Origin of the sequence: Sphingobacterium siyangense, assembly GCF_023277505.1 — a bacterium.
Classification (GTDB): Bacteria; Bacteroidota; Bacteroidia; order Sphingobacteriales; family Sphingobacteriaceae; genus Sphingobacterium; species Sphingobacterium siyangense.
The window spans coordinates 1884218-1909684 of the sequence record NZ_CP080574.1; the positions used below are offsets into that span (position 1 = coordinate 1884218).

The 25467-nt window shown below is 41.4% G+C and carries 11 protein-coding genes; 10 read left to right on the plus strand and 1 reads right to left on the minus strand.

Annotated features, from left to right (window positions below):
- Positions 1–34 precede the first annotated feature (34 nt).
- Positions 35–1360 carry an MFS transporter gene (locus K2F45_RS07610; RefSeq protein ID WP_075991633.1) on the plus strand — a complete coding sequence of 442 codons (1326 nt, stop codon included), beginning with the start codon at positions 35–37 and terminating at the stop codon, positions 1358–1360.
- Positions 1361–1586: 226 nt separating this feature from the next.
- Here K2F45_RS07610 and K2F45_RS07615 read toward each other — a convergent pair whose 3' ends face one another.
- On the minus strand, positions 1587–5543 hold the full coding sequence (locus K2F45_RS07615; RefSeq protein ID WP_248933279.1) for a hybrid sensor histidine kinase/response regulator transcription factor: 3957 nt from the start codon (positions 5541–5543) through the stop codon (positions 1587–1589).
- Between the two features lie 433 nt (positions 5544–5976).
- Here K2F45_RS07615 and K2F45_RS07620 point away from each other — a divergent pair, with 433 nt between their 5' ends.
- From K2F45_RS07620 to K2F45_RS07660, 9 genes are all read left to right on the plus strand, one after another.
- Complete coding sequence (locus K2F45_RS07620) at positions 5977–8961, plus strand: SusC/RagA family TonB-linked outer membrane protein (protein ID WP_075991635.1); 2985 nt, start codon at positions 5977–5979, stop codon at positions 8959–8961.
- A gap of 175 nt (positions 8962–9136) precedes the next feature.
- A complete protein-coding gene (locus K2F45_RS07625; RefSeq protein ID WP_237242035.1) occupies positions 9137–10717 on the plus strand; it encodes a RagB/SusD family nutrient uptake outer membrane protein in 1581 nt (526 codons plus the stop codon).
- A gap of 422 nt (positions 10718–11139) precedes the next feature.
- Positions 11140–11667 (plus strand): RNA polymerase sigma factor, encoded by a 528-nt coding sequence (locus K2F45_RS07630; RefSeq protein ID WP_075991636.1) that lies wholly within the window; start codon positions 11140–11142, stop codon positions 11665–11667.
- A 66-nt stretch (positions 11668–11733) separates the two neighbouring features.
- Positions 11734–12771, plus strand: coding sequence for a FecR family protein (locus K2F45_RS07635; RefSeq protein ID WP_075991637.1), 1038 nt, complete (start codon positions 11734–11736; stop codon positions 12769–12771).
- Positions 12772–12775: 4 nt separating this feature from the next.
- Positions 12776–15874: a SusC/RagA family TonB-linked outer membrane protein gene (locus tag K2F45_RS07640; RefSeq protein ID WP_075991638.1), complete on the plus strand. Its 3099-nt coding sequence runs from the start codon at positions 12776–12778 to the stop codon at positions 15872–15874.
- A gap of 26 nt (positions 15875–15900) precedes the next feature.
- Complete coding sequence (locus K2F45_RS07645; protein WP_216640451.1) at positions 15901–17469, plus strand: RagB/SusD family nutrient uptake outer membrane protein; 1569 nt, start codon at positions 15901–15903, stop codon at positions 17467–17469.
- 72 nt (positions 17470–17541) lie between these two features.
- Positions 17542–19026 carry an aryl-sulfate sulfotransferase gene (locus tag K2F45_RS07650; protein ID WP_075991639.1) on the plus strand — a complete coding sequence of 495 codons (1485 nt, stop codon included), beginning with the start codon at positions 17542–17544 and terminating at the stop codon, positions 19024–19026.
- 162 nt (positions 19027–19188) lie between these two features.
- The gene (locus tag K2F45_RS07655; RefSeq protein ID WP_248933280.1) at positions 19189–22194 is read left to right on the plus strand and encodes a glycoside hydrolase domain-containing protein; all 3006 of its coding nucleotides are present in this window, start codon (positions 19189–19191) and stop codon (positions 22192–22194) included.
- 194 nt (positions 22195–22388) lie between these two features.
- Entirely contained in the window at positions 22389–25448 is a 3060-nt protein-coding gene (locus K2F45_RS07660; protein WP_248933281.1) for a DUF5107 domain-containing protein, read from the plus strand.
- The last annotated feature ends 19 nt before the right edge of the window (positions 25449–25467 follow it).

Below are 25467 nucleotides of genomic sequence, written 5' to 3' on the forward strand. Positions count from 1 at the left end.
AATTGTATTTTGTCTTAAATTTTTATAGCCTATTATGGGAAATAAACCTGAATTAAGCATTAGCCAGGTCATCAATATGAGTTTTGGATTTCTGGGGATACAAATGGGTTTTGCTCTGCAAAATGGCAACGCCTCCCGTATTCTCCAAACATTTGGTGCCGATGTGGAGCATCTTTCACTTTTTTGGCTTGCTGCTCCTATTACGGGGATGATTGTACAGCCAATTATAGGCCATTATAGTGATCGAACCTGGAATAGATTGGGCCGGCGGCGACCTTATATTTTGGTGGGGGCGCTGTTGACTACCCTGACTTTATTTTTAATGCCCAATGCGGCATTATTGACAACATTATTGGCGCCACTTTGGATCGGTGCAGGCTTATTGATGTTTATGGATGCTTCCATCAATGTGACGATGGAGCCCTTTCGGGCGCTGATCGGTGACAATCTGCCGAGCAGTCAGCGGAGTTTGGGCTTCTCGGTACAGACCTTTTTAATCGGGATTGGCGCTGTTCTTGGCTCGCTACTTCCCTTTATGTTGACGAAGTATTTTCATGTAGCAGGGACTTCTGAAGCCGGGCAGGTACCGAGTAATGTTATCTACTCCTTTTATGTAGGCGGTTTTGTCCTGCTTCTAACAGTGTTATGGTCTGTGTTCAAAACAAAAGAGTACTCACCAACAGCGCTTCAGACTTTTTCGGATGCGGTTGCTATTGAACAGGATGCGGCACCAAAGTTTGGTTTGCGTTCTATCTTTAGTGATATCGGTAAGATGCCAGTGATCATGCGCAAATTGGGCTGGGTCCAGTTTTTCTCCTGGTTTGCCCTTTTTATGATGTGGGTGTATACAACTCCTGCTATTGCTGATTCGGTTTTTTACCTGCGGGAAGGAAATCGGCAGGATCTTTATATGGAGGCTGCCAATTGGGTAGGCGTGCTTTTTGGTATTTACAATGGAGTCTCGGCCTTGTATGCCTTGTTTATTCCGCGGATAGCTAAACATTTTGGGCGTGGAAAAACGCATGCTCTTGGGCTTTCCATTGGTGGGCTTTCGTTAATTTCATTATTTCTGATCAAAGATGCCAATCTACTGATTCTTCCTATGATCGGTATTGGTATCGCTTGGGGAAGCATTTTGGCAATGCCTTATGCAATTTTGAGCGATCATTTGCCTACGGGTAAAATGGGAGTTTATATGGGGCTATTTAATTTTTTCATTACCCTACCTCAGATTGTGTGTGGATTTTTTGGCGGAATGATCATCAAATATTTTTTTCATAGCCAATCCATTTACGGCTTGTTGTTGGCCGGCATATTTATGTTGCTGGCGGCATTCTTTGTTCCAAAGCGTAAGAATTAAGTGCGTGCCATTATCGTAGACGTAGGCTAAACCTTCTACGTCTACGTGTTTTTGCCTCGCTCGGGTTCCTCAATTGGATTTTCTTGGTCCCTTCTATTTGTCCCCGATTCTTTCTTTACCTAGGGACGGTTTCTATCTTTATCAGTGCCGATATTCTTTCGGCATCTCGGCAACAGTTTTTACGCCATTGGAATAATCTTTTTCCTGGTACTAGAACTGGTGTTCATCACTTGCTGTTTTCAAGAATATAGCTGCTTGGCGACATGCCATAGTGCTTATGAAAGTCCCTTGAAAAATTGGATTGTACGGTATAACCGACCATCGTTGATACCTGGGTGATGTTATATTCTTTTTGGGTGAGTAGTTCTGCCGCCTTTTTCAACCGTGAAATATTGATCAATTCATTGGGTGTGAGGTCGGAGAGTCCTTTGATTTTACGGTAAAGGGTTGGACGGCTCATATGCATCAATTTGGCCAGTTCATCCACATTGAGATCTATCGTTGAAATATTCTCATAAATAACCGTATTCAGCTGACTGATAAAATCTTTGTCGGGTGCTGAAACGTTAATATCCATTAAGTTGGAATTGGAAGAATTGGTCAGGTAATTCTTGATAATTTTACGGTTTTTGAGGATGTTGCGTATCTGTACCATGAGGAATTCAAGCGAAAAAGGTTTTTCGATATAGGCATCGGCACCATTTTTTAATCCCTGAATTTTTGAATCCAGCGCATTTTTTGCCGTTAGAAAAATAACGGGAATATGGCTATACAGAATATCTGTTTTGATGCGTTTGCATAGCGCCAGACCATCCATAATGGGCATCATTATATCTGTTAGTACAAGTTGTACATTCTCTTGGTCTAATATTTCAAGGGCCTCGGCACCATTCCCTGCCCGTAGAACAGTGTAGCTGGTTTTCAATTCTTTATTGAGGTAGGCCAGTATTTCTTTATTGTCCTCGACGAGCAGAATCACCGGCTTTTCTTCCTCCTGTTCATCGGATTTATCATGCAATACATGATCGTCGTTATCTTCCTGAAAAGATTTGATGTCGAGCGATTGTTCTTGAAAAATTGGGATCGATAGCAGGAAGATATTGCGGTTTTCCTCCAGATGTACAAGAGATAAGTTTCCTTGGTGCAATTCGACCAAGGAGCGGGATAAAGGAAGGCCAATGCCCGTCCCCGTATCTTTATCGGATTCATTTAAGCGATAAAATGGTTCAAATATTTTCTCTCTTTTATCAAAGGGAATGAGCTCACCATCATTCTTAAACTCGATATTGAACATAATATCATCGCTATTAAAAGGGAGGAGTTTGACATAGACTTCTTGATCCGCATATTTGATAGCGTTGTGGATCAGGTTGGTAAAGATTTTTCGAAGGGCTTCTTCATCCACATAAGCCGTGAGACTGATACGCGGGAGACTGAGGTCATAGTGCAACTGTTTATCTTTTGCAAAATAATTTAAATCGTGAAATACTTCGGATAGGAGTGCGTTGATATCCGTTTTAGTAAAAATAAGGCTCATATTGTTAGTTTCTGCTTTTCTAAAATCCAGTAATTGGTTGGTGAGGCGAATTAATCGCGCCGTGTTTTTTTCAATCAGCGCAAGGTCTTTGGCTGTGTCGCGATCGGTAAATTTATGGTTATTGATTATTTTCTCGAGGGGCATTTTGATCAGCGTGAGTGGCGTACGAATTTCGTGGGCCAGGTTGGTGAAGAATTCCAGCTTGAGGTTATATATTTCCTGTTCTTTTTTTCGTTCATAACTATCCATCTTTTGGGCGTTGTTGGCCTTTATAAGGAGAAAGTAATACCGTAATACGAGCAGTGCAATGGTGCCGAAGCTCAAAAAATAAAGGAAGTATGCCCAACCTGACTGCCACCAGGGTGGCGAAACGATGATGAGCAGTTTTTTTTCATCCGGATTCCAGACGCTGTTGTTATTTGCACCTCTGAACTTAAACGTATAAGTGCCCGGAGGAAGTTTATTGTAATAGATTTTTTGATTGCCTGTAATATCGGTCCAGTCTTTATCGTAACCTTCCATGATATAACGATAAGGATTGCTCTTTGGGGAAACAAAGCTCAAGGCGGCGATATTGAAGCTAATATTGGAATTGTCGTAGGTCAGTCGGATCTCTTCTGATAGGGAGATGGATTCTTTCAGTATGCCATTTTCACGAACCGGTACGCTCACATTGTTAATCTGAATGCCGCTGATGAATATAGGTGGAATAAAGCTGTTCTTAATGGATTTTGTCGGGTTGAAGCTTACCATCCCTTTGATAGTCCCGAAATATAAAGTCCCGTCGCTATCTTTATAAGCCGAATTATAATTAAACTGATCTGCGGGAAGCCCGTCTCTCGATGTATAGATGACCCTTCGAGGGACACCTTCATCCAGTCTGACCAGTCCACCTCCGGTAGATATCCAGATGCTCCTGTTGTCGTCTTCTAGGACCTTGAATACCTGATTGGAAGGTAAACCGGATTCGGTCAGATAATTGGTGAAGCGCCCATCGCGACGGTATTTTGAGAGGCCGCTTTCGGTGCAAAACCACAAGTTATTTTTACTGTCTTCAAATAGACCGTTGACGTAATTATTGACAAGTGTATTTTGTTTACCTTGTTCGGATAACAGATGCTGAATTTCTCCCGAACTGCGGTTATATTGGTAGACTCCACTACCGTAGGTGTTGATCCAAAGTATACCATATTCATCTTCATAAATGCCTTGTATCCATGCGGTAATTGGAAGGAGGTCAAAACTGTCGCTATTTTTGTTGTAGCGGTATAGTGCGCGGTCTGTCCCGACAAACATGCTGTTGTCTTTAGACTTATAGAGGCATACGGCAAAGCTGCTTTGTAAGGGGCCTTTGCCGATACGGTCATAGTGTTTTTTTAGTTTTCCGGTTTTTACGTCGAGAATGTCTAGTCCATGTGTTGTGGAGCCTACCCAAAGATCGTCGCCGATTGTTGCCAGGCCATGAACATTGTTATGCGCTATACTTCCTTTTTTTCCATTGGCAAGGAAATGCTGAATCTGTTGTGTTTGAGCATCTATTTTGTTCAGGCCGCCATCTTCTGTTCCTATCCAGAAATTTCCATAGCGATCTTTTTTGATATCGTGTACAATATTGCCTGATAGGGCCGATTTTCCGAACCCGGATAGATACTTTTTGAAATTGTCGAATTGGTTGCTGTATTGGTTAAAGCCGCCGAAAAATGTTCCAAACCAGATATTGTCTTCACGGTCCCGATAGAAATTCAGGACAGCATTGTCAGATATGGCAAATGGATTGAGCAGATCTTTTTTGATGTGCTGGCTCTGACCCGTGTGAATATCATAGGTATATATTCCAGTTTCTGTTCCGATCCAGTATATCGACTCCGTCTGTTGAATAATACAGTTTGCCTGGATGACTTTATTGGGGTAATGATTTGCAAATAGATTTTTTAACCGGCCATTTTTGAAATCAAACAAATAAGCCGAATTGATTGTCCCAACCATCAATAGGGAATCATTGATGGCGTAAACGGTTTTTGTATTTGCCAATGCTTTTCGATCGATCTTTTTAAGGTCAACTTCGACAAATTTGCTCGTATTTACCTGGTACCGTTGTATGGTACTGTTATTGTCCGTTGTCCACAACCCGCCTTTCTTGCTGCTGGTAATCGCTACAATGGTATTTTTGTTCTGATCAAATGGAATTATTTCTGTTGTATAAGAATTATAGCGATAAAGTTTTCCGTTCGAAAGCAGCCAGATAAAACCGGCGTATTCGTGTATGGCATTTACTTCACCGATTGGTACTCCCCTGAATGGTGTAAAATTTTCTTTAATAGGATCGTAACAATAGGTACCGCGTGTGGTTCCCACCCATAGTATTCCTTTGCTGTCTGTGAGAATACTTAAAATGGACGAACTTCCGATACTTGTAGAGTCTGAAGCATTGTGTCTAAATATCTTAAATTGATTGCCATCAAAGCGATTGAGGCCATTCCTTGTCCCTAACCATAGAAAACCCTGAACATCCTGTGTAATACATTTGACCGTGCTATTGGAGAGACCGTCGTGGGTTTGATAATTTTTAAAATAGATCGATTGTGCCTGCACGCTAATACATGCTAGCAAGATATATAAAAGGAGTATGGTGGTTATTCTTTTCAAAACTGATTACGTTGAACTAAAAATAGTCAATTAAAAGATAAAAAAGAGTTTTACTGATACGCTTTGATATAAAATTGAGACGCTCTGATTGGACTAGCTACAAGGATTTACGCATTTTTATAAAACAATAATAACCAAATATAAACGTATGTTTCGCCCTAGAATTATGACAGGTAAGTCCTGTATCCTTGTTTTTCAGTTTGTTAGGTTTTTGTTTTTACATGTGAGACATGATGTTCACGATGCTTTGGTTTTGAATTTTGGCTTTAAAGTCCTTGATACCGAGCGCTACGTCTTTGCCATTATTGGGGAAGGCTATACGCATTTCAAAAGGGCTTTGGAGCAAAAAAAATACCATTAAAATCACTTAGTATCATTTGTGTATCCTAGATGCATGATATAAAAATCAATTAAACCACCAATCAAAAAGCGTATGAAAAATAAACTACTTGCACAATGCGTAATGACGCTTACATTTTTGCTTGTATCTTTTATTGTAGTTGCCCAGACGAAAGTCTTGAAGGGAAAGGTTGTAGATGAGACTCAAGGTCCATTGGCAGGAGCTACAATTAAGGTAAAAGGGGGAACCGCGGCTACAACAACAGACACGGAAGGTTCCTTTACATTTACTGTTCCCAGTGAAGCGAAAACGCTGGAAGTATCCTTTATTGGATACACTTTAAAAGAAGTACCCATTGTGGGAAACGATATCACCGTAGCGCTGGCACCTAGTGCCGGTCAGGGTCTAGATGAGGTCGTTGTGATCGGTTATGGTACCGCCCGTAAAAAAGATCTCACGGGGTCTATGGTCACTATTGGAGCGAAAAACTTCAATAAGGGGATCATGACGAGTCCCGATCAATTAATACAAGGAAAGACACCAGGGGTTATGGTGATTAATAATACGGGGCAACCTGGCGGATCAACCACAGTACGTATCCGTGGAAACTCATCGATCCGTGCCAGTAACAACCCATTATTTGTGCTGGATGGTGTGCCTATGTCGGGTAATTCGCCTCTGCCTGAAGGAAGAGGAGGCTTTTCTTCCGACAGAGGAAATCCTTTGACTTACTTGAATCCGGGTGACATTGCTAGTATGGACATCCTTAAAGATGCATCGGCTACGGCAATTTATGGTTCACGTGGGGCAAATGGCGTTGTCATTATTTCGACGAAAAGAGGTAAAGTAGGGCAGCCCGAGGTTTCTGTAGGAGCCTCTGCAGGTGTTTCGACCATGCGGGAATATCCGGATGTGTTAGATGCTGCTCGATTTAGAGAAGCGTTGAAATATTATACACCATCTGAAGTCGCAAATGCTGATTTTGGTGGCAATGAGGATGCCTTTAAAGCGATCACAAGAAAAGCGATCACGCAAAATTACTATGCTGATGTAGCTGGCGGAACCGAGTATGGTAAGTATCGCCTTTCAGGTGGATATTTAAACCAAAACGGTATTATTCGTGGATCACAGCTGAAGAAATACACAGCCAATTTTAACGGGAATTTCCGTTTTCTGGAAAACAAACGATTGGGATTGGATTTTGCAGTCTTTTTGACGCAAATGGATAATAAATACGCACCGATCAATGCGATGGTAGGTTCGGAAGGAAATGTGATTTCCCAAGCCTTACAATGGAATCCGACACGACCATTACGGGACGATCAAGGCAATTTAACCTTTGTCAGTTCAACTACGCGAAACCCATTGACAAGTATTGATGCCTTTAAAGATTTAGCGACAACAAATACCATGGTAATCAACTTGGCGCCATACTATAAAATTACAGACGATTTGGAATATCGCTTTATCTATAGTGCAATGCGACAAACTGGAAACCGTGAAGGGATGTACCGCGCAGGACTTATTGATCCTTCAGCTGTGAACAATGAGCAGGCCTTTATTTCCAATAACGGAGAAACCAACTTGCAAATGACGCATATGCTCTCTTACAATAAACAAATCAATTCAGATTGGAGTGTCAATGCGGTAGCAGGTTACGAGTATTTGGATTATAACTACAACAACAACATTTCCTTTGGCGGTGGATTTCGTTATATGGGACTAGATTATTTTGACTATCTACAATATACACCTGTTTCCACGCGTGAAATATCGTCGTATAGAAGTCCAACCAACCAGTTGCAATCACTTTTCTTGCGTGGCGGATTCAATTACTTGGATCGCTACTTATTGACTGCAACAGTAAGAAGGGATGGCTCGACGAAATTTGGTTCAAACAACAAATACGCCATGTTCCCTTCATTGGCCGTAGCCTGGAATGTGAATCAGGAAGAGTTTTTGAAATCTACCGGTATTTTTGATCAGTTGAAAGTAAGGGTAGGCTGGGGAAAAACAGGTAACCAAGAATTCCCATCTGGGGCATCGTTAAATAGATTGGTTTTTGGTAACCAAAGTGTAAGCCAGGCAAACTATGGTAATCCTGATTTGAAATGGGAGACTTCGACCACGATCAATGCAGGTATTGATTTTGGAATTTGGGGTAACCGTCTGTATGGATCCATTGATTATTTTAATAAGAAGACCACAGATGCACTATTTGAGCAAACTCTTGCACAGCCAGCTCCAGCAGGGCGTATCTGGGTAAATTTGGATGGCGAGATTGTCAATAAAGGGGTAGAGGTCGCGTTGACCGGTACAATTATTAAAAATGACAATTGGACTTGGGATTTGACAGGTAATGCAACTTTCCTGAAAAACAGTGTAAGCGGTCTAGTGGGCTATTACGAAACAGGGGCATTGCGTGGACAAGGTTTTTCAGGTGTATTGGGACAACGTATGGTAAATGGGCAACCATTGAATGTTTGGTACCTGGCCGATTACCAAGGTATTGATCCGCAGACAGGCATGAGCATGTATCGCGGACAGGATGGTAGTATCAGTACGGCCAACGACCCTGCAATTAATAAATTCTATATGCACAGTCCAAATCCGACGACTTTATTGGGTATTTCTACCAACGTAAATTACAAACAGTTTTCTTTGGCTGCCAATATGAATGGTGCTTTTGGACATTATCTATTCAATAATACGGCCGCGACGACTTTGGGATTGAGTAATCTATCATCACGTAATATCGGTTCAGCATTCTTTAATACAGCTGTAAAAGAGTCTACTTCCAATTCGGCTGCGCCTTCGACGCGATTCCTTGAAAAAGGTGATTATCTAAAAATGGCCAATCTTACTTTAAGCTATCGTGTTGGAAATGTAGGTAGAACACTTAAGAATTTAAATGTATCCCTTACTGGACAGAATCTTTTCATCATCACGAAGTATACAGGATTTGATCCTGAGGTGAATACAGATGGTGCAACAAATGGTATTCCTTCGTTGGGTATCGAATATTTACCCTATCCACCGGCAAGAAATATCCTATTGGGGGTTAACTTCTCACTTTAAGCGTATACTGTAGATCATTAGATAATAAAAAGAGGAGAGCATCACGATGGATTTAAACGTATTAGTGAATGAATAAAAATGAATAAATCTGATCGCCTCATTACGAATGAAACACCAAAGGCAGTATGAATGCCTTACAGTCAAAATGGATGAATAAATAATCAAATTTAGACGGATGAAAAAGATGAAATTAAGAACTTTATTATATATCGGAATAATTGGCTCCATTGTAACAAGTACATTTTCTTGTACGAAACTAAAGGAGGAATTTAAAGGAGAATTAGAGGAAGGGACATCCAATGTGGATCCTGGAAGCTTGTTGATCACAGCTTACAATTCATTGAATACCCCTTATCAGCAGGAACAGCGCTGGGTGATGCAGGAAATATCAACGGACGCAGCCATGGCCCCTACACGGGGTGGCGACTGGGATGATAATGGTATGCATCGTGCGATCCATTTACATACCTGGAATGCAGATAATGGCTACATGAATAATACTTTTGTCAGTTTGGGTACAGCCATCTATAATGCGGGCAATGTGTTGCGGTATAATCCGAGTGCGCAGCAAGGCGCTGAAGCGAAGTTTATTCGTGCGTTGGTCATGTTTGATATGTTGGATCTCTATGGCGTAGTACCCGTTCGGGAAGGAGCCTCTTTTGAAGATTTTAGAATCGCACCAGAGGTGTTGCAGCCACAGGCGGCTATTGACTATATGGTGAAGGATCTCAACGAAATTATAGCGAGTTTGCCTGCAAACGGGCCGAGAGCGGCATATGTAGCCAATAAAAATGCGGCGAAAGCATTATTGATGAAGATTTATTTGAATAAGGGAACATTTTTAAATAGACAAGCTCCTTCTTTTGCTGCCGAGGATATGAATAAGGTAGTGACCTTAGCCAAAGAAATTACCGCTTCGGGATCCTATACGATTTCTGCGAAGGGCAAATACTTTGATAATTTTGCGCCGGATAACGACGAGAAGTCTACTGAAAATATTTTCACTTTATACAATAAAAATGGAGATAGAGGTGGAAATGTGGACCGTACCTGGAATACCGTTGCTCACTATAATATGAATCCAGGGGGTTGGAATGGCTGGTGTACCTTATCAGACTATTACGATAAATTTTCGGATACTGATGAGAGAAGGGGAATTTATTATAATTATCCAGCTGATACGACTTCTAACAGAACAAAAGAATTCAAACGTCAAAATGTTGGTTTTTTTGCTGGACAGCAATACAATTGGAGTACAAACAAACCTTTAATGGCGCGGAACCCAGCGAATGCGCCTTTGGTCTTTACGCGTGAAGTGACCATCCGTACCTCGGGTGCAACCCTGGAAACAGCTGGTATCCGTCCAATGAAGTATGCTTTTGATTATGCCGTCACTGGCCAACGAAACAACGACTGGGTTGTATTTCGTTATGCCGACGTATTGCTGATGCAAGCAGAGGCTATTCTGAGAGGTGGAACAGGAACAGCAACAGAGGCACTCGGTTTGGTCAATACTATTCGGACGAACCGTGGTGTTAATAACTTGACGGCATTGACGCTCGATAATTTATTGGATGAGCGTGCTCGCGAGTTATATTGGGAAGGCTGGAGAAGACAGGATTTGATTCGTTTTGGTAAATTTTTATTGGCCTGGCAAGAAAAGGCTGCGGATGCCGATCCCAAAACATTGGTTTATCCAATCCCGAGCCAACAGATTGCCGTCAATCCAAATTTGAAGCAAAATACGGGTTATTAATTTGCTGTATAAGGATCAGTAAAACAAGCAACTTCAAGAAGTTCGTTTTATTTTGAAAGGTATTTAGCTGATAGGAACTTACTCTTATCAGCTAAATACCTTCTTTTTTTGAAACAATTCGTTTCTTACAATTCGTTTCTTTTGACCGGAAAGAACCCGTAGTTTACTTTCACGACGGTTGGTTCTTGTGAGACCAAAAAGCTTTTAGGAAAGAAGGTGCTTAAAATAGAGATAGAAGCAATTGCTCTATTGAAAATATTGTCTTGTTTTTTTGATAAAAAATAATCACTTTAGAGGTGGATAACTAGCCAAAAAGCATGGGTCATTTTGATGGATCAAATTGAAATTCTGTCAGATACCAATTTCGATGTTCTTTGTGAAAAGGATAACAGCATTGAAACAAGACTATCTAAATGTAGATTATGATTAATAAAATCCTACAGCGGGCACCTACTAACGAAAAAGAGTTTTTTTTAGCTTATCGTTATTGGTACAGGAAATTATACTATTTTCTGTATCAGAAGACCCAATGTTCGAATCTTGCTGAAGATGTCGTCCAACAGACTTTTTTAATTGTTTGGGAACGCAAAAATAATGCGAATCAGCAAATCCAATTCAGTACCCAGCTCTTCCAAATTGCGCGCACAAAATTGATTGATGAATTGCGCCGGCGTGCATTGAATAGAAAATATGTAGCGTTTGAGAAACCATTTGTACTGACCCAATATGAAGATCTTGAACGACAAATTGCCTATAAAGGAGAGTTAGAATACGTAAAAGAGCTGATTACACAAATGCCTTTTATGCGGCAACAGGTGTTTTATCTTCATAAAATTGAAGAATTGAGTTATAAAGAAATTGCCGTCAAATTGTCCATCTCCCCGAAGACTGTAGAAAACCACGTTAGCATTGGCCTGAAATTTATTAAAAAATTTTTTAAGTTGTCTTAGGGGACAAGCCCATCACTATGCGTATAACAGTTATATACCTATCCCGCTAAAAGGATAGAAACTGTTATGAATCGCAAATCCTTATTAAATAAATTCCTGGCGAATGAATGTTCTGCTGAGGAAGCGAAACTTGTGTTCACCTGGCTGAATGACGATCCGACATTATTGGACGATCTCATTTCGGAAGATGATTGGGTATCCTATATCAATCAGGAAAATAAGTCAAAACGTGGTGGCGATAGCCTGTTGAGAATTATTACTGTATTTGTTCTGTTTGGTTTCCTGTTCGTTTTATCCAATCTTTTGAGCACATCAACCGATAAACCTATACAAACAGCAAGCTTCATTCATGAAATTTACTACAACCCTTCTGCTCAGCCTAAAGAAATTATTGCAGCAGACAATTCAATTTTAACCTTGGAACCCGGTGCACTGATTCAGCTAGGTATAAAACCGGATCTTGATTTTCGGCGGGTTAAACTATTCAGTGGAAGAGTCAATTTTAAAGTAGCAAAGGATCCTTCAAAACCTTTCATCGTCGAAAGCGGCACGTTGATGACCACAGCGCTGGGAACAGAATTCATTGTGGATTATAATGCGGCAGTTGAACATGTTTTGATCCGATTATTTGAGGGGAAAGTTCGCGTTGAATCTATAGAACCGTCCGTAGTAGAGACAAACATTTTGAAACCTGGCCAACAGATTTATTTTGGCGGGGCGAACAAGATGCTTGTTTCAAATTTCAGAGGTACGCCAAAAATGAGCGCGAGGGAAAGTCTACCAGCCCAGCTTATGCTTTCCGCGACGGAAAAACAATACCGCAATCCGGCAACAATTCACCAGAGCGCCAATTGGCTCCAATTGGAAGAAACCGCTGTATCTGATATTATTCAATATATCAATCATGAGCTTGATGTACCTATATCCTATGATTCATTAATCGTTAAAAACTATCGGATAAAGGGGCGGTTTAGCAAGAATCCAACAATGGATCTGAAAGACAAAACGGATCTTGCGGCGTCTATTCTGCAGTTGATTGTTGAGGTGAATCCGTTTATTCTTGAAAAACAACATAATACATATATACTCAAACCTAAAAAATAGAATCATGGTAAATTTCAACTTAACCAAGAAACCATTTTTTATTTTTCTTGTCTTGACACTGTTATCTTTTCGATGTCTAGCGGGAACAATAAATGGTGTAATCAAAAACTCGTCGGGGCAACGGCTGGCAGGGGTAAGTATAATTTTGAAAAATCCCGGCAGCAGTTTTTCAACAGCAGCCTCGAGTGCGAGTGATGGGAGTTTTCGTTTTGCTGATGTACCGAATGGAAAGGGGTATGAACTGACTTTTTCATACATCGGGTATCAAAGCTATGTAGAACGAAATGTGCAGGTTTCCGCTGATGGAGCCACCACTCTTTCCATTATTTTGGAGGATCAGGTGAATCAGCTAGAAGATGTTGTCGTGATCGGATACGGTAAACAAAAGAAAAGCGATCTGACAGGTGCCATTGCATCGCTTTCCAGCAACGAACTAACGAAAGGAGGAGCGGTGAGCAATGTAGGGCAGGCCCTACAGGGTAAAGCATCCGGTGTCGTTGTAACCCAGAATTCAAAGGCCCCGGGTGGTAGCACGTCTATTCGGATTCGCGGAACCAATTCGATTAGTGGAAGTAATGATCCACTCTATGTGATCGATGGATTTCCAACAAATAATGGAATCAACATCAATCCTGATGATATTGCTTCCATGGATATCTTAAAGGATGCTTCGGCAACGGCTATCTACGGTTCCAGAGGTGCCAATGGTGTTATTATCATTACCACAAAACGTGGACTTACGGATAAAAACAACATTACCTATAGTGGCTATGTGGGGACACAGAAGCCGATTATACCGTTCACCTTTCTCGACGGTAAGCAATATATGAATCTTGCCAATGCACTTTATAAGGAGATTCAGGGGCAAGAAAATCAGGAATATGCAGTCTACACCAAATCACAGCTCGAGTCTGATGTCAATACGGATTGGGTAAAGGAGACCATGCGGAACGGTATTTTGCAAAACCATAATTTACAGTTTTCCGGAGGTGGTGAGAAAACCAAAGTGTTGACGAGCATAGGTTATTTTGATCAAAAGGGTGTTTTGAAGACGACAGACTTTAATCGTATTTCGGGACGTATCAACGTGGATCAAAAGGTAAACGATTATATCCGCACTGGGGCGAGCCTATCCGCGCAACGGGAAAAATCGAATATGCAGGTGTATGACGGAAATATCCTGAATTCAAATGTTTTATACAGCATATTGACCTATGATCCGACGGTACCTGTTTACAATGCAGACGGTAGTTTTGGAAGACCTCCAGGAGGGCAGGGGGATAATCCCTTGGCCAACCTGATGTCACGGATCAATGATGTGCAAAGGGACAAGTTGAATGGAAATATTTTTCTTGAGGTAAATCCGATCAAGGAACTGACCTTGCGCATGGATGCAGGAACAGAAATAACACATGATCAATTGGGCAGTTATCTGACTCGAGACTCTTATCAGGGTGGGATAGATGATGGTGTGGCAAGTCAGGCCGATTATAATGAAACCCATAACCTGATTGATTTTTATGCTACCTATGCAAAGGTGTTTAATGAGAAACACAATTTGAGTGTGATGGGGGGCTATTCGTATGAGAAATACGTGCGCAACAATAAGGGGATCAATGTGAAAGGTTTTTCAACGGATCTGCTGGAATACAATAATTTAGGAATGGCCTCTAGTATTACGGGAGTAAATTCTGCTAAAGCAGAGAACTTGGTCATCTCTTTTTTCGGGCGGGTAAATTACGCCTATGCTGATAAGTACCTGTTGACTGCAACCTTACGTCGTGATGGATCATCGCGCTTTAGTCCCAACCATCGTTGGGGAACCTTTCCTTCAGCAGCTTTTGCATGGAAGGTCAACAATGAGGATTTCATGAAAGAGCAGCAGTTATTTTCGGATCTAAAATTTAGGTTGGGTTATGGACAGACGGGTAATGATCGCGTTGCGGATTATGCTTCTTATGGATTGATGGATAATGGGCACTATACGTTTGATGGTGTGACCAATTCGGGTGGCGTTAAACAAAACCCAACTTATCCTGAAAACGATAAATTAAAATGGGAATCCACGACGCAATATAACGTCGGACTTGATTTTTCATTTTTTAAGAATCGATTAGCCTTTACCGTAGATGCCTATTATAAGAAAACCAATGATCTTTTGATTAAGAGTATATTGCCTTATTACACCGGATATACCTCCGGACAGCGCAATCTAGGTACGATGAATAACAAAGGGTTGGAGTTTTCGGTAACCAGTAAGAATATGACAGGAGCGTTTACCTGGGAGACAAAATTGAATTTAACGATGAACCGCAATAAGGTGTCAAGCTTGGGTGGAGAGCCTGAACAATTGTTGACTTCGTCAAAACCAATGGGTAATGTTTCTGAAGAAGCTTATTCGGTTATTCGTGTCGGGGAATCGTTGGGCTCTTTATTTGGCTATAGATACCTGGGGGTTATTCAACAAGGAGAAAACTATGCGCCACAGCCAAATTCTAAACCTGGCGATCCGAAGTTCGCGGATGTGAACGGCGATGGTACAATCAATTCAGCGGACCGGACGATCATCGGTCGTGGTTATCCGAAGTTCAATTTTGGTATGACCAATACATTCGCGTATCAAAACTTTGATCTGACGGCCTTCATTTATGGGAATGTCGGAAACAATCTGCTCAATATGACACGTATGAATTTGGAGTGGAAACGTACCACAGAAGCTTTAAATAGATGGACTCCGACAAACACCAATACGGAGATTCCAAGAAACGGATTTTACTACATGAACTATGGTGGCTATATCAATGACCATTTTATTGAGAATGCTTCTTTTTTGCGGCTGCGTAATCTGACACTGGGTTATACCATTCCATTGAAAACAAAAGCGGTTCAATCGATACGGGTATATGGTATGGCGGAAAACTTATTTACGATTAGCAATTATTCTGGATGGGATCCTGAGGTGGATACCAAGGGATATGAAAATGATGCGCTGGTTAAAAATAGAGCTGGAAATAATCAGAGTGCCAATGCTGGGGTAGGTCTGGATTTTAATTCATATCCTTCGATGCGCTCGTTTACTTTTGGTGTAAGTGCAACATTTTAATAGCTAATATCTAAATCAGAAATGACATGAAGACGTTTAAAAATAATATAAAATATATCTTGGGAATGGCGGGTTTGGCCGCTGTTTTGGGACTCAGCTTGAATAGCTGTACCAAGCTTGACCCTAAATTATACAGTGATCTGACGACAAAAAATGCCTACTCAACAGAGAGTGATATCAATGCTGCCCTGACGGGTGTCTATACGAGTTTATCGCCTTATCCGGGGGATGCCTATTTATACTATGCGGGTTATTTGGTGATGATCACCGATTACGCAACGGATATAGGCTTTTCTACAGCGGCAGGTGATCCTACACGGATGAGTAACTTTACATATGATGATAATAACAGGTATTTTAAATTTAATTATCAGAATATGTACCAGGTGATCAGCAATGCCAATATGTTGATTGATCGTATTGAGAGTGTAACTATTCCCGACGATCGCAAGAAGAAAATTATCGCACAGGCCAGGTTCTTGCGGTCATTATCTTATATGGATCTTACAGATGCCTGGGGACCGGTACCACTGATAACGACAGTCAAGAATCCGACGGAAAGCTACAATGAACCCTTGGTTGCTGTAGAGAAAATTGATGCACAGATTGCTGAAGATTGTCAGTATGCAATCGATAATTTGCCGGAGAAATGGTCGGACGAACTGGGTATTGGCCGTGCTACAAAAGGCGCTGCGTTGACCTTAATGGGAAAGATGTATATGCGTTCGCACAATTATGAAAAAGCAAAAACGTATATCGATCAGGTTTTAGCGTTACGTGATAAAGGTGTATACACGCTGAATCCAGATTTTAAGAAGGAGTGGTCCGACAATAATAAAATGGATATGGGGCTGATATTTGGCATCTTGCATGAGCCTACATTAAATGGAGGCGAGATTACCAATCACTTTGGTCCGACTGACAACCCTGAAGTACCGGATAGATGGCAGTACTATGGTGTTTCCCTTGATTTTTGGCGAAAATATAGTGATCTCGATCCGCGTAAAAAGTTTTTCTATTATAATTACACCGGAAAGGCTGCACGGGACAAAAATACAAAGTATGGATTTTTTTACATGTTGCCTGCTAAAGGACAGACTACTCCGCCAAGTGATACCGTAAAATTCCTGCAAAATGTTGCGACGAAAAAGTATTCTTATGATATGGTCAATAACTCCTATCTGGATGGGCGCACGATTCAGGTTCTCCGTTTGGCGGATGTTATTTTATGCAAGGCTGAGATTGAAAATGCACTGAACGGACCCGCGGCAGCATTGCCTTATATCAATGAAGTCCGGAAGAGAGCTAGGGCACCTGAATATGGTAAGCATCCTGATTTCCCTAGTCCTGCAAGTAAGGAGGCAATGATTGATGCGCTTGTTGACGAACGTGGTTTTGAGCTTGTCTTTGAATACAAAAGACGTCAGGATCTGATCCGCCTGGGCCGCTATGAAAAAGTAAGCAATGCATATTTGAAAGGCCGCGGACTGAAAGAAAATGTCACTGAAGCCATGCGCTATTTCCCTTATCCATTGGAAGAAGCACGTTTGCATCAAGAAATGACGACGGCTAATCCATCGCGATTGCCTAAATAACCCAAACTAAAGCGCATTATAGTCGGTAATGCGCTTTGTTTGATAGACCAGTGGAATTGAAATTATTTACAGATGAAACCAATTAAAGCAATTATTGCACTGATTGTGGTGGCTATAGCAGTATTTGCTGCTTACTATTATTATGCACATCAGGTTGACATTGAAAATATTGAGGTGAGCTCACCCAATAATTTGCCGCTCAACGCTGCTATTCAGGTGAAACTAAATAAGGCAGAAGCCGTGTATGTGGAGTATTGGAAGGAGGGGGATAAACAGTCTTATAAAACAACTGTTTCAAATGCTGCTGTTCAGCATAACATTCCGTTAATGACGCTTGAACCAAATACAAGCTATAAATTTAGGGTTATCATAGACCGGATTATTCCCATAAAATCCAGCGAACAATCTTTTAAAACAAGAGCGCAATCGCCATGGATGGTGCACGACTGGATCAAGGCCGATCATCCACATGATGAAAAGGCCCTAGGTAATGGTATGGTATTATTATGTTATCGCGGATTTCCGGGCTACATGGCCATGGTGGACGGCAAGGGGACGATTCGTTGGTATTGGCAGGACGAAAAGCTGGGCGTGCGTCTTGCCTCTTTGACCCCAAGGGGTACTATCCTTGCCTTATTGGCTCCAGCGAGTAAAGATGAATTCAACAAACCCAATCAGCCAAGCAAGAAATCGACCAATGCAAGTTATTATTTAAGAAGTGGTCGTATCGGATTTGTCGGTGGGACTGTACTTGTTGAAATTGATCTTACGGGTAAAGAAATAGCACGTATCGATTTGGATAAAAAAGGGATCATCATGCACCATGATGTGCAGATGGATCACAATAATAATATTGTCGGTATCGTGCGGGATTTTAGGATCGACGATCGGCCCAACCATCCAAAAGATACCCTTTGGGGCGATGCTATTTTGACGATGGATATAAAAGGTAATATCTTGAAGAAATGGTCTCCCTGGGAAAAATGGGATATTCAGCAGGATAAAAAATTAGACAGCCTGAAGCATGACCGATTTCATTTTAATACCATTTCCTTCGATCGTGACAACAATTATTTGACTTCTTCACCAATTGAAAATCAGGTCTGGAAAATTGATGCTAAAACTGGTGATATTCTCTGGAAATTGGGAAAGGGTGGCGATTATAAATTAAAGGACCAGGAACTATTTTATTTCCAGCATGCACCGCATATCACAAAAACTGGTGAGCTGTTGCTTTTTGACAATGGTGATTTTTCTCCGCGTGACAGCACAACAGCCAATAAGCAATCACGGGCGATCGCTTTTAGGCTTGATCAAAAGAATAAAACGGCAACAGTAGCTTATGCGGCCCCAATTCCGAAAAAGCAGTTTACAGCAAGAATGGGCAGTGCCTATGAACTGGATAATGGTAATTTACTGCAGACTAGCTCGAAAACAGGTAGTGTACTGGTGACGGATAAATCGGGAAAAGTTCTTTGGGAATTAAACGCTTATTTTATTCCGTATCGCGCTATTTATGTGCCTGAGGAAACCTGGCATAAATACAGGCAAAACTAAGTTAAGATGTTAGGAATAAAACTTAATTTTAGTCCTCTTATTGACCAATAAAAGTAGCTGCACTACGGACTCATGTTGGGGAAGCAGTGCAGCTTGTAAATCGTATCAGGCTTATGGAAAAGCTTGGTAAAGACAAAAATATTTTGAATAAATACTATTCGCATGAAAAAAAGAACAGCCTCTTATAAGCTGGCAATTATCCTTGCCGTATCCTTATGCACAAACTCGGCCCGGGCGCAATTGACCTATCCTCCGGAAACACAAAAGTGGGATGCGGACCAGCTGGGTAATCATCGAGCAGTGCTGCAGGTAAACACGGATCAGAAGGAGGTGCAGGTTACTATTCCGTGGCGAAATCGCTGGGTTGAGGCAAATCAGCAAGTTATTATCGTCGACAGCGTCAGCAATAAGCAAATCGCACCCAGCTCTTATCTTTGGATGAATACGGAATCTGGTGGACTACGGTTTAAGCCGATTTCCGGGAAGGGCGTTTACTATGTCTATTATTTACCGTATCAGATGGGTGGCCGCAGCCGCAATTATCCGGATGCAATTTATCTTAAAAATGCCGTTTCAGCACCAGCGAAAGTAGCACAGCATGCGGCAGGGAACTCAAAAGGAGTTACTGTTGCACGCTTTGATGCCGTAGATAAATACAATAGTAACGATCCGATGGAACTGATCGCGAGTGCCGAAGAAGTGCGAGGCTTTGTGAACAGAAATGCGAATGCCGCTTATTATCTTTTTCCTGAATTGCGGGAGTTTCCGATTAAAATGGAAAGCAATCTTCCGCAACGCTGGCTTATGAAAGGTAAAGCCATGACTAAGTTGCAGGGCACAGGGCAGAAAGGTGAATTTTATGCATTTCAACTCGGGTTATGGTCTCCAAAGCAGGACCTCCATGAAATCCAAATTTCATTCTCGGATTTTAAAGCAAGTGATGGGGCTATTATTCCCGCGAATAGCCTGAATTGTATCAATACCCAAGGTACGGATTATACCGGAAAAGCAATGGCACTCCAGGTTGATATACCAAAAGATAAGGTTCAGGCCCTGTGGTGTGGTATACAGATTCCGGAGGTCACTGCAAGCGGAACTTACCATGGCGTGGTTACCGTAAAGCCAAAAAATGCGGTAGCGAAACAGGTCAATGTGGAAATAAGGGTTTCAGATGCTTCAGGTGATGTATCCGGTGTTGATCAACCTTGGAAAATGACGCGATTACCATGGCTCAATTCGACATTGGCTCAAAAAAATACAGTGGTCGCGCCTTATACAGCTATTGAATTAAAAGCAGATTCTACTTTGCATATTTTAGGCCGCGAGGTGACACTCCATGCGAGTGGTTTTCCAAAACAGATCAGTACGTTTTTTACGCCCGAATTGACTGAAATATCATCCAAGGCGAATAATCTCTTATTTGAACCGCTTCATTTTCATTTTTATAGTGCTTCAGACGGAAAGGAAATTCAACTTAAACCAAGCGGGATCCGATTTGAAACCAAAAGTGACGGTGAATATAGTTGGACGGCCAAAAATGAGTCTTCCGATCTGACAATGGAAGTAGAGGGTAAATTGGAATTTGATGGTTATATGCATTATGTGGTCAAGCTGACGGCGCTAAAGGACCTGTCATTAAAAGATGCCACGATGCATATCCCGATGATGCCCGATAAGACGGATTATTTTATGGGACTTGGGCAAAAGGGAGGAAAGAGGCCCGAACAGCTTACCTGGAAATGGGATGTAGCCCATAAAAATCAGGATGGTGGTTGGATAGGTGCTGTAGATGCCGGACTCCAGTTTTCACTCCGTGACGAGCATTATTCTCGGCCGCTCAATACGAATTTTTATCTTCAAAAGCCACTTGTGCTGCCACAGTCCTGGGGTAATGAAAATAAAGGGGGAATTGATATTGGCCTGAAAGGAAAATCGGTTTTGGTCAATAGTTACAGCGGAGCCCGTGAACTCAAAAAAGGCGATGTGCTTTATTTCAATTTTAACCTGCTAATTACCCCTTTTCACCCGATCAATACGGAAGCGCAATGGAATGAACGGTATTACCATGCCTATAAACCCGTTGATTCTGTTGTTGCAAGTGGATCTAATGTCATCAATATCCATCATGGAAATGAAATAAATCCATATATCAATTATCCGTTTATTGCGACAAAAGAAATGAAGCAATATATCGATCAGGCACATGATAAGGGGTTAAAGGTCAAGATCTACAATACCGTTCGTGAGGTTTCAAATCGGGTTTATGAGCTCTATCCATTGCGTAGCCTGGGCACTGAGGTGTTTTCACCTGGAAAAGGAGGCGGATATTCCTGGTTGCAGGAGCATGTGGGTAAAAATTATATCGCTGCATGGTATGTTCCCCAATTTAAAGACGCGGCTATTATCAATAGCGGAATGAATAGATGGCACAATTATTACGTGGAAGGCATGAATTGGCTGGTATATCATATCGGTATCGATGGGATTTATTTGGATGATGTTGCCTTCGATCGGGTAACCATGAAAAGAATAAAACGTGTACTGACAAAAAATGGCAAACCTGGTCTGATCGATTTGCATTCGGCAAATCAATATAATAAAAGTGATGGATTCAATAATAGCGCGAATCTGTATCTGGAGCATTTTCCGTACATCAATAGATTATGGTTTGGTGAATACTTTGACTACGAGAATAACCAACCCGATTTTTTCCTTACCGAGGTGAGCGGCATTCCGTTTGGTTTAATGGGTGAAATGCTACAGGATGGTGGAAATCCTTGGCGGGGTATGCTCTATGGCATGACCAATAGGATGCCTTACCAAAAATTGACACCTGCTGATCTATGGAGAGCGTGGGATCAATTTGGCATCAAAGGGAGTAAAATGATAGGTTATTGGTCGCCAAATATTCCTGTTAAAACCGATCATGATAAAGTTCTTACAACTGTTTATAGCCGTGCGGGCAAGGCAATGGTAGCTATCGCTAGCTGGGCGGATGGTGATGTGGATGTAAAATTGGCCATTGACTGGGAAAAATTGGGGATTGATTCTGGAAATGCAAAATTATCCGCACCATTAATTCCTAATTTTCAAAAGGGAGCGCAGTATAAATTAGGCGATGCGATTCCGGTAGAAAAGAATAAAGGACTTTTGTTGATTATTGAATAGCAGTACGATATTGCTACAAGGTGCAATTTATCATAGGCTTTTTGTTGATGCAAAGATGCAAATAACCTATGATAGATTCATTTATGTTGAAATTCGGTGAAGTAAAGGCTTACATGACGGATTTAATCAGATCGGACAAATCAACGATTTGGGGAATGCCATTAAAATTGTGAAATTTTTAAATTAAAATGCCAATGAAAAAGTGGATTATGTTATGGGCAATGGGCAGCTGTGTGCTCGGAGTTTTTGCACAGCATCCGGCAAAGGTTTCTGAGCTTAAGAAACGTTATGTAACCTATCCCTTTACGGATCCGGATCCCATAGCTTCAGCTCAAAAGTTGTATCCTTATTTCCGCTTTGACGGTTTTACAAATACGGCTATTGAAAAGGACTGGAAAACCGTTATCCTGGAAAACGATTATATTCGGGTACAGGTGATGCCAGAGATCGGTGGGAAAATTTGGTCGGCCTATGATAAGGTCAATAAGCGGGACTATATTTACAACAATGGCGTTGTGAAATTTAGGGATATTGCCATGCGGGGACCATGGACGAGTGGTGGTATCGAAGCTAATTATGGTATTATTGGACACACGCCCAATACGTCTACACCGGTCGATTACCTTACGCAGGAAAATGCGGATGGAAGCGTAAGTTGCTTTATCCACGCTTATGATATGCTGAGCCGTAGTAACTGGACCTTGGAGATCCGATTAGAAAAAGACAAAGGTTATTTTTCTACACGCTCCTTTTGGTATAATGCCAATGCGGTTGAACAACCTTATTATACCTGGATGAATCTGGGTGTTGCTGCGGGACAAGATCTGAAGTTTTTGTATCCCGGAAATCAATATATCGGTCATGATGGGGATGCGCATGCCTGGCCTATCGATAGCCAGGGACGGGATCTTTCTAACTATAGCGACAATGCTTTTGGCAGTTCTAAATCATATCATGTATTGGGCGCGCATAGTAATGCTTTCGGGGTTTACTATACAGATCATAATTATGGAATGGCCCGTTATGCCCTCCGTGAAGATAAATTAGGGAAAAAGATATTTCTTTGGTCGCAGGCTGGAGATGGCAAGATCTGGGAAAATTTACTGACTGATCAGAGTGGGCAATATGTGGAAATCCAAAGTGGACGCCTGTTCAATCAAAATGTTCCTTCCAGCAGCCAGACCCCCTTTAAACAACTTGGATTTGCTCCTTATCAAAGTGACAGTTGGACGGAATACTGGATGCCATTTTCAGGGATAGGAAAACCGAAGGAGATACAACTGTCAGCAGCAATTCAGATAAAACGTGAGAACAATAAGCTATTATTGGATCTTGATCCAAAGCGACCTTTAAAAGATAGTATATATGTGCTTGATAGCATAGGTACTGTATTAAATCGAAGTTTTATTGAAGCCCAATTGGGCGAACCTACCAAATTATCCTTGATGGTAGCAACCGACTCAAGACCTCGCTATCTGAAATTGGGACAGGATTATTTTAATCTCAGAACGGATACATCTTGGTCAAAACTGAATAGACCTACTGTAATTTCAACGGAAGTAAGCTTAGATACGGGGCAGACCAAATTATTGGAGATACGTGATCTCATTCGCTTTAGGCAATATACGCTTGCGGAAGTAAAATTAAAGGAACTGATCCAGCATGGCGCTACTTCGCAGACCTACCTTGAAATGGCCAAACTGGCCTGGTTTAAAATGGAATATCAGCAATGTTATGCCTATGCCCGGCAAGCATTGTCTATGGATACTTATGAAGCACAGGCAAATTATTACTATGGTTTGGCAGCGATTAAGCTAAAAAAAGATAACGATGCTTTAGATGGTTTTGAAGTCGCTTCATTAAATCCAACTTGGCGAAGTGCTTCCTTTGTGCAAATGGCCAAATATTACTATCGGATTAAACAATATGAACGTGCAGGGGATTATATCGCAAAAGCTGTGGTTGCCAATCCGCTAAATATAGATGCCTTGCAGATGGACGTGTTGGTTCAGCACAAAAAAGGAGCTGTAACAGATCGTCTTTCCCGTCAGACAATTCTCCAATATGATCCGTTTAATGCCTTTCTCCAATTTGAGGAAAAGAAGACATTTTCATCCCGGCAAGAGTTTGCCGCTGAAAAGCTGATGGAACTGGCGATATGGTATGCTGATCTTGGAGAGTTTGAATCGGCCACCGATCTACTCCGCTCGGGACAGAAGAATACGGAAGCTTTAATTTGGCTAGCTTGGCTGACACGATCGAATAAGTCGATCAGTCAGGAATGGTTAAATCAGGCAACGCAAAGTAAGCCAGCTTTTGTCTTCCCATTTCGAGAAGAAAGTAACCAGGTATTCCAATGGGCAAAAGAGAACAGTAAAAGTTGGACGATCGATTATCTGACTGCACTATTGTATCGTTTCAGGAATCAACCTCAAAAAGCAAGAGAAATTTTGTCGGCAGTAGCACAGGAGCCAACAGATTTTGCCGCCTATTATGCGCTGAAATCAAGTTTGCAAGATACGAGCCGTATAGATCTGGCGGTACAGATGATGCAGCAGGCAACCTTGATGGAACCACAAGAATGGCGATATGGGCTACATTTGGTGGAGCTCCTAAACAATAGTCAGTCTTATAAAGAAGCGCTTAAGGTGAGTACAGCATATCATCGCAAATTTCCGAAGAATTATATACTAACCTTGGCACAGGTACGTACATTGTTATTGGGGAAAGAATACGTGCGTGCTGAGAAAGAATTGGAAGAGGTGACTATACTTCCATTTGAAGGCGCAACTGAAGGCCATCGGTATTATGTACAGACCAAATTAATGTTGGCCTACCAATTTATCCTTGAAAAGAAATATAAAGAGGCAAAGTTGAAAATTGCGGAATCGAGATTATGGCCTATGAATTTGGGCGTTGGGGAGCCTTATGCCGATGAAAAAAATGAAATATTGGCCGACTGGCTTGAACTGCATTTGCAGCAAGGGAATAATCAGGGAAATCCAGATCTTTTGAAAAAAATTGCCCAGCGTAAACCTTCAAAAAACAGGTATGAACTGATGCTTCGAAAACTTGCAGAAGAACAATTAAAGCTGTCGAAAGGGGAAGGATCTGCCGCGAAGAAGGATGATTTAAAAGGAATGATTCCTTCGGATCAAGATCTTTTCATGCAGATTAAAGAAGGAACCCTTGTAAGTTATTGGCCTGTATTGATCCGAAAAATCTATTTTGAACAGGATCAACGGTTATTCTGATTCGTTGATTATTTAGCCC

Bases quoted from the DNA above. Each gene is read 5' to 3' on its own strand.
- K2F45_RS07610 (WP_075991633.1), top strand. From the start codon at position 35: ATGGGAAATAAACCTGAATTAAGCATTAGCCAGGTCATCAATATGAGT.
- K2F45_RS07620 (WP_075991635.1), top strand. From the start codon at position 5,977: ATGAAAAATAAACTACTTGCACAATGCGTAATGACGCTTACATTTTTG.
- K2F45_RS07625 (WP_237242035.1), top strand. From the start codon at position 9,137: ATGAAAAAGATGAAATTAAGAACTTTATTATATATCGGAATAATTGGC.
- K2F45_RS07630 (WP_075991636.1), top strand. From the start codon at position 11,140: ATGATTAATAAAATCCTACAGCGGGCACCTACTAACGAAAAAGAGTTT.
- K2F45_RS07635 (WP_075991637.1), top strand. From the start codon at position 11,734: ATGAATCGCAAATCCTTATTAAATAAATTCCTGGCGAATGAATGTTCT.
- K2F45_RS07640 (WP_075991638.1), top strand. From the start codon at position 12,776: ATGGTAAATTTCAACTTAACCAAGAAACCATTTTTTATTTTTCTTGTC.
- K2F45_RS07645 (WP_216640451.1), top strand. From the start codon at position 15,901: ATGAAGACGTTTAAAAATAATATAAAATATATCTTGGGAATGGCGGGT.
- K2F45_RS07650 (WP_075991639.1), top strand. From the start codon at position 17,542: ATGAAACCAATTAAAGCAATTATTGCACTGATTGTGGTGGCTATAGCA.
- K2F45_RS07655 (WP_248933280.1), top strand. From the start codon at position 19,189: ATGAAAAAAAGAACAGCCTCTTATAAGCTGGCAATTATCCTTGCCGTA.
- K2F45_RS07660 (WP_248933281.1), top strand. From the start codon at position 22,389: ATGAAAAAGTGGATTATGTTATGGGCAATGGGCAGCTGTGTGCTCGGA.